Consider the following 13,040-nt stretch of genomic DNA (forward strand, 5'->3'; position numbering starts at 1 on the left):
ATGCAGAATTTTACGACGACCCAGCGCCAGGAACCCGCGAAGGAAAATCCCGCCGTTCGCACCCGGAATTTTGACGAGATTTACCGGTTCTTCTCGATTGCCCAGGCGGCATCCCAGGCCGAGCGCTGCGTCCAGTGCGGCGATCCCTTCTGCGCCGCCGTCGGTTGTCCGCTCGGTAACCCAATTCCCCAGTGGCTGGCGGCCATCGCCGGGCGCGATCTGGAAAAGGCCTTTTGGCTGGCCAACGAAACCTCTCCCTTTCCCGAGATTCTCGGGCGCATCTGCCCGCACAGCCATTTGTGTGAGGGGGCCTGCACCCTGAACGACGGCTACGGGGCGATCAGTATCGGTGCCATCGAGGCTTCCATTGCCGATCTCGGTTTCGCCGCCGGGCTGAAGCTCCCTTTTCCCGGCGTAACCCGTTCGCAACGAGTGGCGGTGATCGGTTCCGGCCCGGCCGGGCTGTCCTGTGCCTATTTCCTGCTGCGCGCCGGGATCGGCGTCGATTTGTACGAGCGGGCGGCCGAGCCGGGTGGGCTGCTCGCCATCGGCATTCCCAACTTCAAGCTCGACAAAGAATTGGTGCGGCGGCGCTTCGACATCCTGCAAGAGGCCGGACTCCACCTCCACCTGAACTGCGAAATTGGTCGCGACGTTGCTTTCGACACTCTGTTGGAGCGTTACGACGCGCTCTTTCTCGGTCTCGGCGCCACCGGCGGGAAGCTCCCCCATCTCTCCCATGAACGTCACGGCAACGTCTTTCTCGCCATGGAATTTCTCGGCGCGGTGCAGCGGCGGGTTTCGGGGGGGATCCTGGAGCGGCGCTTCGATGTGCGCGGCAAACGGGTGGTGGTGCTCGGTGGCGGCGACACGGCCATGGACTGCGTGCGCACGGCGATCCGCGAGGGGGCGGAGACGGTCACCTGCGTCTATCGGCGCGACGCCGCGAACATGCCGGGGAGCGTCAAGGAGTATCACAACGCTATCGAGGAGGGGGTGGAGTTTTTCTTCCACCGTGCACCCAAGCGCGTTATCGTTGATGATGACGGGCGGCTGACCGGGGTGGAGGTGCTGGAAACCTGTCTGGCCGAGCCCGACGCCAAGGGTCGGCGCCAGGTGACCGAGGTGCCCTGTTCGGAGCATTGCGTGCTCGCCGATGTCCTCATTCTCGCCCTCGGGTTTGATGTGGAGGACCACCCCTGGCTGGAGGCAGCGGATATCCGCAAGAGCTTCCGGCAATTGGAGGTTGACAAAACCGACGGTCGCACTTCTCATCCCAAGGTTTTCGCCGGGGGCGACTGCCGGCGTGGAGCGCATCTCGCCGTCACCGCCGCCGTCGACGGGCGGCGGGCGGCGCTGGCGATCATGGCGCAACTTCTGGGCGGATGAGATCCGCATGACAGCATGACAGTTTATGACAAAAAGGAGGAGTTCATGAAAAGGCAATGGATTCTATGGGGGGTGTTGATCCTGCTGATGTTGGCCGGAGTCGCTTTTGGACAGGTGGATCGCAGCGGCGAGGTGGCGACGCTGAAGCAGGGGCTTGAATCGACCAGCCGCAGCGCCCGCATCGATGCGGCCAAGCGGATCACTCAGGCGGGGCTGACTGATGGGGTGCTCTACGACAAGGTCGCGGCGCTGCTGCAAGCGGGTTACGGCGAGGCGGTTGAGGCCAATGCCGTCGATGAAATGGCTTGGCTGTGCAAGGCCTTGGCGGCTTCGGGGGATACCCGGCATCAGCCGCTGCTGGAAGAGGTCGCGACCTTGGCGCCCAATGTGAAACTGCAAAAATACGCGCGTCAGAGCATTGATTCTTTTGCCGAACACCAGGAACGTATCCGGGTACTCAATGCGACGACGGGTTGGAATGCCGACCTGAGCGATACGGAGAACCGGCTTATCGGCATGCTTGGCGCGGAAAGCGCCGAGCTCAAGCGAGACGCTGCCAAGACCATCGTTCGCGACAGCCCGGTGGCGGAAGGGGTTTATGATGCGGCGGCATCGGCCCTGAGCGGAATGCTGGCGGCCGGAATCCTGGATAACCTGACAGTGGATACCATGGCCTGGCTGTGCAAGGCGCTGGCGGCTTCGGGCAACGGAAAATATGCCCCCGCCTTGGAGCAGGTGGCGGCTGCGGGGAACAAGAAGCTCACCAAGTTTGCCAACGCAGCCTTGCAGGAATTGAGATAGGCGGGATTCACGGAAGGACATGCAAAAAGGGCGGCTTCATGGCCGCCCTTTTTGCATTCAAAGCGTGTTATAGCGAATCGTTTAGTGGCTGCTCTGCTTGGCTTCTTCCTGTTTGGTGGTGACCGCTTTGGTGAAACCGAACATCACCAGGATGGCGGGGATCAGTTGGGCGGCGACGATCAGGCCGCAGAAGCCGAGGAAGATCCAGACGACGATGCCGCTGTGGTCGGTGCGGGTCGAGGCGGCAAAGGCCGGAGCGGCGAAAGCGGAAAGAGCCAGGGTGGCGGCGGCGATACGGGTCGAGAGTTTCATGATGTGCTCCTGTCGAAAGAAGATGGATGGGTGCTGTCCGTCCAGACGGATTAGCGATGGGTGGCACGCTTGCGAAAGAGTCCTTTGGTCCCGGTGAGGAAGAGGATCAGCCCGGGAACCAGCTGCGCGGCAATAATCATGGCGAAGAAGCCAAAGAAGATCAGAGACAAAAGGCCAAAACCGGATTTCTCCGGCAGATCGGCGGCCCAGGCCAGGCCCGTCGAAGCAAGAGTGGTCAGGGTTGTCAGCAGAGTGGAAGCCAGGGTTTTCATGTCATACTCCTCGTAAAGCCATTAGTCCAGGTTTTTCCCGGTAATATAGCGAGGAATGTGCCAAAATTTGGTTTTCTTCATATCATATCTATAAACTTCTAAAAATACTGAATAAAAAATTTCCAAGGGTCCTTGCCGGCAGCTGTTCTTTGCAGGGAATTGTATAGGTAAAATATACGAGAAGATTTTAACCGATCCCCCGAAAGGATCTGAATGCAGGATAAATGTTATTGAAAATACGGGATTTTTTTTTCGAAAAAAAGGGTATGCGTAATTTATACAGGGGCAGACAGGCGATTGATGCGCTGATCCGTGGCTGGCGAGAAGAAGTTGGGCTGACGCAACTCTGGTTGCAGGGATGTGCCTGGCGGGAAAAACGGCACACCAGACCCACCGCATGGTTAATAGATAATCGCTGGCCCCCTCCCCGCGATTATCGGGCCTCCGGACGTTGCAGAAACCGGAGGGCAGACGGGCCGGTCTTTGAACATGCGGTGGATCTGGTGTGCTTCGTTTTAAGTTTCCCTGTCTGCCAGAATCGGGCCAACAAATACGCATGGACGCGAGGCTTGCCATTACACTGCGAATGATCTGATAATGCGCTGATTTTCTTCGGAATTATTTGGGGGGAGGAGGTTTCGTGGAGTGGGCGAACTCCGGCTTTTGGCGGAAAAGGTCCGGCGAATGACGTTTATGGCTTTTTTCTAACCGCCATTCGCCGTTCTCGGAAGAGAATCAGCAGTGGGCGATTTTTCTATTCAGGCTTCGATCATGTCGGGGCTGCAGTCGGCGCGGAACCGGGGGCGGCAACCTCGCCAGTCCTGTTTTTGGTTGCCGCCTTCGCTGAATCGTGCAATACTTTCGCGGATTTAAAAGGAAGAACCGAATTTTGGGAGTGGTGTCATGGGCTACAGAAATCTTTTCTGCTGCGTCGCTGATTTGGAACAAACCGGTCGGCTGTTGCGCATTGCCACGGAGGTTGACGCCGACCTCGAAATCGGCGCCATCCAGCGCCGGGTCTACCGCGCCGGTGGGCCGGCGTTGCTCTTTACCAACGTCAAAGGCTGTCGCTTCCCCATGCTCGGCAATCTCTTCGGGACTCTGGAGCGGACCCGCTACATCTTCCGCGACACTTTGAAGACCATCGAAGCCTTGGTCGCCCTCAAGGTTAATCCCGCCCATGTCCTGAAACATCCCCTTGATGCCCTGCGCGCCCCCCGCGGAGCCTGGCATCTGCTGCCGCGCAAGGTTTCCGGCGGACCGATTCTTGTCCATACCACGACCATCGACCAGCTGCCCCAGCTCAAATCCTGGCCTGACGACGGCGGCGCCTTTATCACCCTGCCCCAGGTCTATTCGGAAGATCCCCTGCGCCCCGGCCTCCGCCACTCCAATCTCGGCATGTACCGGGTGCAGATTTCCGGCGGACAATATGAGCCGAACCGGGAAATTGGCCTGCATTACCAGATTCACCGGGGCATTGGTGTCCATCACGCCGCCGCCATTGAACGGGGCGAACCCCTCAAGGTCAACATCTTCGTCGGGGGTCCGCCCTCGCTGACGGTGGCGGCGGTCATGCCCCTGCCCGAAGGGATGCCCGAGACGGCCTTCGCCGGCCTGCTCGGCGGCCATCGCCTGGCCATGGTTGCCCCAGAGGGCGGCTTGCCGATGCCGGCGGAAGCCGATTTCGTCATCACCGGCACCATCGATCCGCACAAGACCCTGCCCGAAGGTCCCTTCGGCGATCATCTCGGCTATTACAGCTTGGCTCACGACTTCCCGGTGCTGCGGGTCGAGCGGGTCTATCACCGGGAGGGGGCGATCTGGCCCTTCACCTCCGTCGGACGCCCGCCCCAGGAAGACACCACTTTCGGCGCCTTCATCCACGAACTGACCGGGCCGCTGATCCCCACGGTGCTGCCGGGCATCCGCGCTGTTCATGCGGTCGACGCCGCCGGGGTTCATCCCCTGCTTCTCGCCATCGGCAGCGAGCGCTACGTCCCCTACGCGGCGGAAAAACGCCCGCAGGAGCTTCTCACCCTGGGCAACGCCGTCCTCGGCCAGGGGCAGCTGTCCCTGGCCAAGTACCTGTTCCTCTGCGCTGGGGAGGACAACCCCGCTCTCGATATCCACGATATCCCGGCTTTTTTCCGTCATATGCTGGAGCGGGTCGATTGGCGGCGGGACGTGCACTTCCAGACCTGCACCACCATCGACACCCTTGACTATTCGGGAAGCGGTTTCAATGAAGGTTCCAAGGTGGTCATTGCCGCCTGCGGCGACAAGCGACGGGAATTGCCGACGGAACTTCCGTCCGATCTGCGTCTGCCTGAAGGCTTCACTGCCCCCCGCATCGCCCTCCCCGGTGTGCTGGTGGTGCAGGGGCCGGAATGCCGCTCATCGCGGGGGCGGGAGGATGCCGCAATCGAGGCCTTCTGCCGATTCTTTGGCGACGACCATCCCATCAACCGCTTTCCCCTGGTGGTCATCGGCGACGACACCGAGTTCGCCGCCCGCACCCTTGACAACTGGCTGTGGACGACCTTCACCCGCTCCAATCCGGCCGGCGACATCTACGGAATTGGCGGCGAAACCGTCGCCCGCCACTGGGGATGCCGCGGCGCGCTGGTCATCGACGCCCGCCGCAAACCGCACCACGCGCCGCCGCTGCTCGAAGACCCCGCCGTCGAAGCGCGGGTCGACGCCCTCGGCGCCCCCGGCGGGCCGCTGCACGGCATCATCTGAAAAAAGGAGTCTTGGCTTATGTGGTCTTTTCTCGGCAGATATCGCGATTTCGGCCTGCTGGTGCTGCGCCTCGGCGTCGGCGCCATGTTCCTTTTTCACGGCTGGCCCAAGCTGATGGGTGGTCCGGTCAAGTGGGAATCCCTGGGGACGGCCATGGGCTATCTCGGCATCCATGTCATCCCTGTCTTCTGGGGGCTGATGGCCGCGCTCAGCGAGTTTTTCGGCGGCGTCTGTCTGATCCTCGGCGTGGTCTTCCGCCCGGTCTGTCTGCTTCTCCTCGGCATCATGGCGGTGGCGGTGACCATGCATCTACAGCGCGGTGACGGTTTGCAGGTCGCCTCCCATGCCATCGAACTCGGTTTCGTTTTCTTCGGCCTGCTCTTTGTCGGGCCGGGGCGCTTCGGTTTCGGTCGGGGCTAGCCGTCGCATTAGCCGGTTGACGGAGCGGGGGAAGGGTGGTACAAATCCCCTCTCGTTTGCGTACATACCTTCTGTTCTGATAGTCGAGGGACGACCATGCTCGATCCGAAATATCTGCGGGACAATCTCGAAGAGGCCCAGCGCCGCCTGGCGACCCGGGGCGCGGAAGCCAACCTGGCGGTCTTCACCGATCTCGATCGGCGTCGGCGCGAGCTGCTCGGTGAATCGGAAGCACTCAAAGCTGAGAAGAACCGGGTCTCCGCCATCATCGGCCAGACCAAGGACAAGGGGCAGGTGCAGGGGGAAATCGCCCGCATGAAAGAGGTCTCGGCGCAGATCAAGATCCTCGACGATGAACTCAAGTTGGTGGAGGAGGACCTCCAGGGGCTGCTGCTGCGGATTCCCAACATACCCCACGAAGAGACGCCGGTGGGTGCCTCCGAAGAGGATAACCGCGAAGTCAAGCGCTGGGGCGATTTGCCGACCTTCGATTTCGAGCCCAGGTCTCACTGGGATATCGGCGAAGGCCTGGGTATTCTCGACTTTGAACGAGGAACCAAGATCACCGGCACCCGCTTCACCCTCTATCGCGGCGCCGGGGCGCGGCTGGAGCGGGCGTTGATTAATTTCATGCTCGACCTGCATACCGGCGAGCACAAATATGTTGAAATTTTGCCGCCCTTTATGGTAAACAGGGACTCCATGACGGGGACCGGACAGCTCCCCAAGTTCGAAGACGATCTTTTTCATACCGACGATCCCGATTTTTTTCTCATCCCGACGGCAGAAGTTCCGGTCACGAATATTCACCGGAACGAAATCCTTGCGGGAAGTGATCTGCCGGTTTGCTATACGGCCTACACCCCCTGTTTTCGCAAGGAGGCCGGTTCCTACGGTAAGGATACCCGGGGGCTGATTCGCCAGCACCAGTTCAACAAGGTCGAACTGGTCAAATTCGTCAAGCCCGAGGAATCGGACGCCGAACTGGCCAGGCTGCTCGACAACGCCGAAGAGGTTTTGCGGCGCCTCAAGCTCCCCTACCGGGTGGTTGATCTCTGCACAGGCGACCTCGGTTTCTCCGCCGCCCGTACCTTCGATATCGAAGTTTGGCTGCCGGGACAGGCTACCTACCGAGAGATTTCTTCCTGTTCCAACTTCCGCGATTATCAGGCACGGCGGGCGGCAATAAGGTTCCGGCGGGAGGACGGGGAAAAGGCCGAGTTGGTTCACACTCTCAACGGGTCGGGTTTGGCGGTGGGCCGGACGTTGGTCGCCATTCTCGAAAATTACCAGCAGGCCGACGGGTCGGTCTTGGTTCCCGAGGCCCTGCGTACCTATCTGGGCGGCCTGGAGCGGATCACTAAAGGTTAATAAGCCACGGAGGAGTGGCCGAGTGGTTTAAGGCGGCGGTCTTGAAAACCGTTGATCGAAAGATCCGTGGGTTCGAATCCTACCTCCTCCGCCAGTTAATTAAGCAAAATCTTGGTAGGATTCGAAGCGTCCCGCTTCGACAATAATCGAATAGTTGCATACGGAGAGGTGGCCGAGTCGGCTGAAGGCGCTCGCCTGCTAAGCGAGTGTACGGGGTAGACCCGTACCGAGGGTTCGAATCCCTCCCTCTCCGCCATTTAATTCCTTTGTAGGGGCGATTCATGAATCGCCCTGGTCAAAAAAAAGTTGACAATCGCGGCAATTTGCGCGATAAACACCCCTCGCAACACGCACCGCTAGCTCAGCTGGATAGAGCGTCTGACTACGGATCAGAAGGCCGGGAGTTCGAATCTCTCGCGGTGCGCCAGTAAAATCAAGGGCTTGGCTGGTTTCCAGTCAGGCCCTTTTCGTATTTTGGGGCCGATTGTAATGTAAAGTGTAATAAACGGGAAAAAGTGTAACGCGACCGGCTCCCCCTGGTGAAAAAGGGAAGGGCCGGGGGCAGGCTCCCCAGGTGCGACCGGCAACCCGACAGACGCAAACCACAAAATATAGGGCGTTGCAAAGGTCATGAAGGTCATTTTCCGTATAAGCCCCCGATATTGATAAGAAAAAGCCCTGTGACCTTCGGTTTTTCAATCGCCGGAAGGTCATAGGGCTTTTTCAAAGGTCATTTTCTGGCGGGGCCGGGGCGCTCCGGCGGTGATCCTCCCCGGCTTCACTTCCGGGCGATCTTCGCTTTCTCTTCACCAGCTCCGGCGGCGCCTTGCAGTCGGGCCAAAACGTCAACCGCCCCTTGCAAGTGATCCGGGGCAAGGTGGCTGTAACGTAGCGTCATGGTCAAGCTCGCGTGGCCTAGCAGGCGGCTAACGGTGGTCAGGTCAACCCCGGCCATGACAAGTTGACTGGCGAAGGTATGGCGCAGGTCATGAAAACGGAAGTCGTGAATCTTCGCTTTACGGCAAGCGGTGGCGAAGGATCGTTTCAGTTCATGCCAGCGGCCCCCGGTAGCGGGGTTGTAAAAAACTAGGGTCGTGTCCAGGCGCCGGACCAGCCCTTTTAGCATGGCCCGCAGGGGTCCATTTATCGGCACGTTGCGGGGTTCCCCGCTCTTGGTCTTGTTCAAGTTAATGAATCCGTGTTTCAGGTCAACCCGATCCCAGGTTAAGCCCAGGATTTCCCCTTTCCGGCAGCCGGTATTTAGGGCGAAAATCAAAACCGGCTTCAAGTGGGGTTCGGCGACTTCGATCAGGCCGTGAATCTCTTCAACGGATAGGAAGCGATCCCGGCGGTTCTCTTCCTTCGGCAGCTTGACGCGGCGCAGGCGGTCCAGGGCGTCCTTGCCGATCAGTTCCCATTCATGGGCCTTGGTCAGCATGTGTTTCAGGCAGGCAAGGCGCCGGTTGACACTGGCGACGGCCAGCGGCCCCCGCGTCGTGTTCGCGGCCCTTCCCGGCCTCGGTTGCGACAATAGCCGGGCCTGCCAGCTTTCGACGGCGGCCAGGGTCAGGGCGTTCAGCTTCACGGCGCCAAACTCTTCTTTCAGTTCGGCAATGAAGCCCTTTTTCGTGGCAAAGGCTTTTTGATTGGCGACAAACTTTAAATAGAGTTCGGCCAGCTCGGCAAAAGTCGTGTTCATGGTCCGGCGGCTTGTGACCGGCGGGGCGGTCCCTTCGGCAACCGCTTTGCGGCGACAGGCCAGCAGATATTCAGCGGCAGCTTTAAGGGCGCTCCCGCTCGATTCAAGGTGCTGTTTACCGTCGAGGCCCATGTAGTTAATCCACCAAATCCGGCCCCGCCGATAAATCCCCTTGCTATTCTTCGCTTTCGCCATCGGTTGACCTCGCTTGTGAAGATAAAAACCAAGGCAGGGGGCAAGGCCCCTTTTCGGTTGACCATTTCCTAGCCTTGGCTCGGTGGGGGCGCTCCGGGGCGGTGCCTGCATAAGCCTTTGCGGCCTTCCTAAGCCCTATTGCCTCCGGCGGTCGTGCGCCCTTGTTTTTGCGTTTTGTTATTACTGATACCGTTAATATTTAAAACTGTAATACCGTTATTATATTGTGTCAATATGATTATGTTGACACTTTGGGGCGTTCGCTCTATTTTCTTAACATGGCGCGGCCCAAGGGTGACATAAACAGAACACAAACCGGCTTCCGGCTCCGGCCCGAAATCGTCAAGGTCGTTCGCCATCTTGCGATTGACCGGGGTTGTTCCCCTAATCTGATTGTCGAAGAGGCCCTTGAATCCTATCTTCACCGGCTTGGGGTCGAAATCCCGCAACCCGAAGCGGCGGAAGAGTAGCCCCCGCGATCCTTCCCGGCGACCCTCGCCAGCTTGGCCCCGATCCTCTCGGCGCCCCCCCCGTTTTTCCATCGGCAGTAACCCCCCTTTTTGGCGCTCTCTCTCTCCGGTTTTTTTTCGATTTTCGGCCCCCCAGGGGAAAACTTTTTTTTCGCCGGGATATTACATTTCACATTACAGCAGCAGCTAAGCCCCCGTTTTCAATGATGCTTTCGATAGGGCTTTTGATTGTATATCAGAAGGCCGGGGGGTGAAACCGGCGCTTTTAAGCGGGTTCGCCGGTCTTCGATTTTTCGGCTTTCGACCGAAGGCGGAAAAGCAGAGCAAAAACGAGGGGGCGTTTTTCCGGTCTTCCAGGGATATTTCAAAAAAATCATGGGGTCAGAATCCGGGGCCTTGGCTCCCTTGTTCGGGGGCGGGCCTGGAAGGACCCAAGCCCCCCTTGGGCCTTCATGACCGGCGGGCGCTCCCCCATGGCAGCGGGTGAAGAGAAACAGACCGGCCAAGGCTTCACCGGCATCGGCGCGGCCTTGGCCGGTTCCCTTCCGGCGGCGTCCATGACCTTTGAAAGTTTTCAATCGTCATGCCCGGAAGGGGGCGCGGGGGAAAGGATCAATGGCGCGTGTTCCCGGTCGGCATCATTTCCAGGCGGGCCATAGCGGCGCCCTCATGGAGCCAACGGAGAATCCCGGCCCTCTCTTGGCGAAGTTTGTTTAACAGCTCTTCGGCTTCGTCGGGGGCGTGTTCCCGGTCGAAGCCCCGGCCTTGGTCCGGCAGTCCGGCCCGGATTGATTTCATCAGGCGGCGCAGCTCTTTTTTCGGGTGTCCGGTAACTTCGTGTAGAATTTGCACCATGATTGTTTGGGTGGTCATGCGATCCCCTTTCGTTGTGGGGTCCGGCGGGCCATGCTCTACCATAGCCCGCCGGACGTTCGGCGGTTGTGGGTCAATTCTGGCGGTCGATTTCGGCGGGCGCGGCCAGCGATTGACCGGCGGCGAAGGTAGCGGCCTGGAGTTCCTCTTCGATCTTGGATAAATCCTTGGTCAGCGTTTTCAGTTGGCGGCGCAGGTTGTCACGGCATCCGGCCAGGTACGCGCATTGTTCGGCAGGTGTGCGGGGTTGTTCTTGGGTTTTCTTTCTCATTCGCCTTGCTCCCTTCGCTGATTGGCGGCCATTTCTTCCAGTTCGGCCTTGGCGCGTTCAAGTTCAAATTCGATCCGCTCCTTTTCATTTTCGAGCCGGTCGAGTTCGCGTTTTACGGCCTGCATTTCTCCCAGGAAAAAAATTCTTCGGGCTTGCGGTGGGATTTTATCGGTTGATTTCATTCTTCGTTCTCCTTCTGGTTGGGCGGCGTGTAGCCGGTTAATAGTGCGGCTTGAGCCTCGGCTTCGTCTCGGCTCAGTCCGGCGTCAAATTCGAGAATCGCGGCCTTCTCTTCGAATATTTGCCGCAAGGTTTCGGTGGGCGGTTGCCCTCCCTGCCACCATCGGAAACGCCGGGGGGCGGTCAGCGGGATATTTAGCCCTCCATCCGGGCCGATCTTCGGCAGGGCTTCCGGGTCTTCGGGCGGCCAAGGTTCATCAGGCAGCGGCGCAGCGGCGACGGGCGCGGCGATCCCGGCGGCTATCAGCTTTTCGGCCTTGTTCGGGTCAATTTCAAGCTCAGTACCGGCAGCGATCCGGCGCGTTCCTCCCCCGGCCAAGGGGGCATCAAAGGCGCGAATGAAGACAACCCGGCAAGTCATAACGGCAACTCATCATCCCCAAAGATCAGCCCGGACAGCTCCGGCGGCGCGGCGGGGTCCGTCGGGTCGAAGGGGTCAACCGGCGGCGCAACGGCAGCGGCGGCGGCCAGTTCGGCGGCCTTCTCCTTGGGGAAGAAGCGGATAGAAGCCTTTTCACTGGCGGTCCGGGTGGAATCAATCACAAAGCCGATCCCGGCGGTTTCCAGGGGTACGCGCAACCGTTCCACGGATTTTCGGAAGCTCCGGGGCGTCGGGAATCGGTCTTTCGGGTCCGGGTTCGCTATCTCCTTGAGCTTCGCGCAAACCTCCTTGAATCCCCCGGCGGGGTAATCGTGCCGGGCGCAGGTTTCAAGAATGGCGGCGAAAAACGGGTTCCCTTCGGCAAGTTCCAGGTGTTGCGCCCCCTGGTTTCGGAAAAATTCAGCCAGGTAGCGGCCCCCGGCGCCCTCTTCTTGGGCTTCGGCAATGGCGGCAGCCAGTCGGGCAAATTGCGCCATACGGGGCAGACGCGGGGGGCGGTAGCTCGGCAGCCGATCCAGCCCGGCGGCAACCAGCGACAGCAGACCCCCCAAGATTTCCGGCAGCGCGGCGTCAAAGACGGTTTCAAGTTCATCATCCGCTTGGCGCGTGTCGTCTTCGATCCGGTCAAGCTGAATCCGCAGGGTTCTTTCAAGAAAGTCGGGCCGATCCGATAGGCGGCTAATGCTGGTGAGGCACAACGTAAGATCAGCCATCAACGTCAAAAGTTCGGCGTCGGAATGTAGCTTGCGGCGTTGCGGGGCGGCCCCGGTAATAACCCCGCTCAAGGTGTCGGCTACGTCGGGCATCAGGTTTGACAGGTTGTCCAGGGCAAGAAAGAAGTTGCGCGAAAGCAAAAGGTCAAGGTCCTCGGGCTTTCGCGGTATCATGGTTAGGGCCGGGTTTCCGGGGTCAACCAGCCCCTTGAAAAACCGGGCAACGGTCGATTTCCCGGACCCTTGCGGGCCGGTAATGACCAGCGCGGGGCGGGCGATCCCCGGCACAAGGCAGGCGGCCAGGGTAGCCAGGGCAAAGGGCCGGGCCTCTTCCGGCACGTTGATAAATTCGAACAGGCGGCCCGCGTTGCCGGGTGTTGTGGGGTCAGGGTGGGGCAGCTTGTGCGGCCAGGGGCGGAACAGCCCGACAGGCGCGGCGACGATCCGCCAGGTTCCCCCGGCGATCCGGGCGGCGCGGCGGTTGCCCAGGTCCAGCAGAAGCGCCCCGTCAAACCGGGCGGCACGGTTCGCCATAATGGCGGGGGTTCCATCCCGGCGGGCGGCGTAAGACAGCACGGCAACGGCAGCGGCCAATGTGTCTTTCCCGGCGGTTTGGCCCGTGGCTCGGTAGTACAGGGCGGCGACGGTTTCAACCAATCGCGGGTTTTTGGCATCCAGGGGGAAAATCTCGCCTCCAACCTCGATATAGGTTTGACCAACAGGGTCAAAATATAGCGGGCTATCTTCCAGCAGCGCCAACAGGCGCGGGCCTCCCCGGCCTTCAGTTTCGTCCCGTTGACGGCGACGGCGGGCCGGGCGGGTTTCGTCGATTTCTTCCGGGTCCGGTTCGATCAGCAGGGCGGGGGGCGCGTCAACCGGCCAGGGGT

Annotated in this window: 13 protein-coding genes and 3 tRNA genes; 8 read left to right on the plus strand and 8 right to left on the minus strand. The window is 60.2% G+C overall.

Annotated features, from left to right (window positions below; all coding sequences use genetic code 11):
- Together RBR25_RS14405 and RBR25_RS14410 are read left to right on the plus strand one after the other, a co-directional pair.
- The gene (locus RBR25_RS14405; RefSeq protein ID WP_432820250.1) at positions 1–1,389 is read left to right on the plus strand and encodes an FAD-dependent oxidoreductase; all 1,389 of its coding nucleotides are present in this window, start codon (positions 1–3) and stop codon (positions 1,387–1,389) included.
- Positions 1,390–1,434: 45 nt separating this feature from the next.
- Positions 1,435–2,190 carry a hypothetical protein gene (locus tag RBR25_RS14410; protein ID WP_432820251.1) on the plus strand — a complete coding sequence of 252 codons (756 nt, stop codon included), beginning with the start codon at positions 1,435–1,437 and terminating at the stop codon, positions 2,188–2,190.
- Positions 2,191–2,271: 81 nt separating this feature from the next.
- On the opposite strand, the gene RBR25_RS14415 is transcribed toward RBR25_RS14410, so the two are convergent.
- Together RBR25_RS14415 and RBR25_RS14420 are read right to left on the minus strand one after the other, a co-directional pair.
- Complete coding sequence (locus RBR25_RS14415) at positions 2,272–2,502, minus strand: hypothetical protein (RefSeq protein ID WP_432820252.1); 231 nt, start codon at positions 2,500–2,502, stop codon at positions 2,272–2,274.
- A 50-nt stretch (positions 2,503–2,552) separates the two neighbouring features.
- On the minus strand, positions 2,553–2,774 hold the full coding sequence (locus tag RBR25_RS14420) for a hypothetical protein (protein WP_432820253.1): 222 nt from the start codon (positions 2,772–2,774) through the stop codon (positions 2,553–2,555).
- Positions 2,775–3,677: 903 nt separating this feature from the next.
- Here RBR25_RS14420 and RBR25_RS14425 point away from each other — a divergent pair.
- The 6 genes from RBR25_RS14425 (at position 3,678) to RBR25_RS14450 (ending at position 7,737) form a co-directional block, all read left to right on the plus strand.
- Positions 3,678–5,519: a UbiD family decarboxylase gene (locus tag RBR25_RS14425; protein ID WP_432820254.1), complete on the plus strand. Its 1,842-nt coding sequence runs from the start codon at positions 3,678–3,680 to the stop codon at positions 5,517–5,519.
- An 18-nt stretch (positions 5,520–5,537) separates the two neighbouring features.
- Entirely contained in the window at positions 5,538–5,939 is a 402-nt protein-coding gene (locus RBR25_RS14430; RefSeq protein WP_432820255.1) for a DoxX family protein, read from the plus strand.
- 96 nt (positions 5,940–6,035) lie between these two features.
- The gene (gene serS / locus RBR25_RS14435; RefSeq protein WP_432820256.1) at positions 6,036–7,310 is read left to right on the plus strand and encodes a serine--tRNA ligase; all 1,275 of its coding nucleotides are present in this window, start codon (positions 6,036–6,038) and stop codon (positions 7,308–7,310) included.
- A gap of 8 nt (positions 7,311–7,318) precedes the next feature.
- Positions 7,319–7,404: transfer RNA gene (locus tag RBR25_RS14440), tRNA-Ser, on the plus strand.
- Between the two features lie 68 nt (positions 7,405–7,472).
- A tRNA-Ser gene (locus tag RBR25_RS14445) sits at positions 7,473–7,566 on the plus strand.
- A 94-nt stretch (positions 7,567–7,660) separates the two neighbouring features.
- Positions 7,661–7,737 (plus strand) — tRNA-Arg (locus tag RBR25_RS14450).
- A 351-nt stretch (positions 7,738–8,088) separates the two neighbouring features.
- On the opposite strand, the gene RBR25_RS14455 is transcribed toward RBR25_RS14450, so the two are convergent.
- The 6 genes from RBR25_RS14455 to RBR25_RS14480 all read right to left on the minus strand — a co-directional run.
- On the minus strand, positions 8,089–9,204 hold the full coding sequence (locus RBR25_RS14455; RefSeq protein ID WP_432820257.1) for a tyrosine-type recombinase/integrase: 1,116 nt from the start codon (positions 9,202–9,204) through the stop codon (positions 8,089–8,091).
- 1,082 nt (positions 9,205–10,286) lie between these two features.
- Positions 10,287–10,547 carry a hypothetical protein gene (locus RBR25_RS14460; RefSeq protein ID WP_432820258.1) on the minus strand — a complete coding sequence of 87 codons (261 nt, stop codon included), beginning with the start codon at positions 10,545–10,547 and terminating at the stop codon, positions 10,287–10,289.
- Positions 10,548–10,620: 73 nt separating this feature from the next.
- Complete coding sequence (locus tag RBR25_RS14465) at positions 10,621–10,818, minus strand: hypothetical protein (RefSeq protein ID WP_432820259.1); 198 nt, start codon at positions 10,816–10,818, stop codon at positions 10,621–10,623.
- Positions 10,815–10,943 (minus strand): hypothetical protein, encoded by a 129-nt coding sequence (locus tag RBR25_RS14470; protein WP_432820260.1) that lies wholly within the window; start codon positions 10,941–10,943, stop codon positions 10,815–10,817. The genes RBR25_RS14465 and RBR25_RS14470 overlap by 4 nt, the downstream gene beginning before the upstream one ends.
- Positions 10,944–10,996: 53 nt before the next feature.
- Entirely contained in the window at positions 10,997–11,419 is a 423-nt protein-coding gene (locus RBR25_RS14475) for a hypothetical protein (protein ID WP_432820261.1), read from the minus strand.
- Positions 11,416–13,040: hypothetical protein (locus RBR25_RS14480; protein ID WP_432820262.1), on the minus strand; the 1,625-nt coding region annotated here is incomplete at its 5' end. The genes RBR25_RS14475 and RBR25_RS14480, both read right to left, overlap by 4 nt.

This window comes from Trichloromonas sp., from assembly GCF_034006665.1.
In the GTDB taxonomy this organism is placed as follows: Bacteria; Desulfobacterota; Desulfuromonadia; order Desulfuromonadales; family Trichloromonadaceae; genus Trichloromonas.

Bases quoted from the DNA above. Each gene is read 5' to 3' on its own strand.
- RBR25_RS14425 (WP_432820254.1), top strand. From the start codon at position 3,678: ATGGGCTACAGAAATCTTTTCTGCTGCGTCGCTGATTTGGAACAAACC.
- RBR25_RS14420 (WP_432820253.1), bottom strand. From the start codon at position 2,774: ATGAAAACCCTGGCTTCCACTCTGCTGACAACCCTGACCACTCTTGCT.
- serS (WP_432820256.1), top strand. From the start codon at position 6,036: ATGCTCGATCCGAAATATCTGCGGGACAATCTCGAAGAGGCCCAGCGC.
- RBR25_RS14460 (WP_432820258.1), bottom strand. From the start codon at position 10,547: ATGACCACCCAAACAATCATGGTGCAAATTCTACACGAAGTTACCGGA.
- RBR25_RS14430 (WP_432820255.1), top strand. From the start codon at position 5,538: ATGTGGTCTTTTCTCGGCAGATATCGCGATTTCGGCCTGCTGGTGCTG.
- RBR25_RS14455 (WP_432820257.1), bottom strand. From the start codon at position 9,204: ATGGCGAAAGCGAAGAATAGCAAGGGGATTTATCGGCGGGGCCGGATT.
- RBR25_RS14410 (WP_432820251.1), top strand. From the start codon at position 1,435: ATGAAAAGGCAATGGATTCTATGGGGGGTGTTGATCCTGCTGATGTTG.
- RBR25_RS14475 (WP_432820261.1), bottom strand. From the start codon at position 11,419: ATGACTTGCCGGGTTGTCTTCATTCGCGCCTTTGATGCCCCCTTGGCC.
- RBR25_RS14415 (WP_432820252.1), bottom strand. From the start codon at position 2,502: ATGAAACTCTCGACCCGTATCGCCGCCGCCACCCTGGCTCTTTCCGCT.
- RBR25_RS14465 (WP_432820259.1), bottom strand. From the start codon at position 10,818: ATGAGAAAGAAAACCCAAGAACAACCCCGCACACCTGCCGAACAATGC.
- RBR25_RS14405 (WP_432820250.1), top strand. From the start codon at position 1: ATGCAGAATTTTACGACGACCCAGCGCCAGGAACCCGCGAAGGAAAAT.
- RBR25_RS14470 (WP_432820260.1), bottom strand. From the start codon at position 10,943: ATGCAGGCCGTAAAACGCGAACTCGACCGGCTCGAAAATGAAAAGGAG.